This window comes from Oceanobacillus luteolus, assembly GCF_023715655.1.
GTDB lineage: Bacteria > Bacillota > Bacilli > Bacillales > Amphibacillaceae > Oceanobacillus > Oceanobacillus luteolus.
In genome coordinates, this window is record NZ_JAMBON010000144.1 from 1 (window position 1) to 544 (window position 544).

The 544-nt window shown below is 39.3% G+C and carries 1 protein-coding gene; it reads right to left on the bottom strand.

All coding sequences use genetic code 11. The annotated features are described in order from the left end of the window. Positions 1-104 precede the first annotated feature (104 nt). Positions 105-544, bottom strand: a 440-nt coding sequence (locus M3210_RS20125) for an IS66 family transposase (RefSeq protein WP_251518073.1), incomplete at its 5' end; no start/stop codon positions are given.

Here is a 544-nt window from a genome sequence, read left to right on the forward strand (position 1 = left end):
GTAAGCCCGAACTAAGAAATTTTATAATAGAAGCAACTAAAATTAAAAACAGAAACGCCAAATAACCGTGAATCTGAGATGTTTTAAACAGATTTACGGTTATTTTATTTTTTTGCACATGTTGCTTGAATCGCCTTCGACCAAGGCATGTACTTATTTAAAGTTTCTGGCGTTCGATGGATATCCAGATTTGGTAGTTCTGTTAGTAATTTCACCAAATATTGATAGAAATCCACACCGTTAGCTTTCGCTGTTTCTGCCATACTCAAACAAATCGCATTGGCCTCGGCACCAGCTTCGCTGACGGAAAACATCCAATTTTTTCGACCGATCACACTAGGGCGAATCGCATTTTCTGCTGGATTATTATCCATTTCAATGCGACCATCATAGAGAAAGGCACGAAGCCCGTCTGTCAATTTCAGTGTATATTCGGCTGCTTTTCCAAGTGCGTTATTGCCGTAAAAAGGGGATTCCTCAATCCATTTCAGGAATTCTTCTACGATTGGTTTCGAAAGCTTTTGACGTCTTTTTCTTCGCTTAC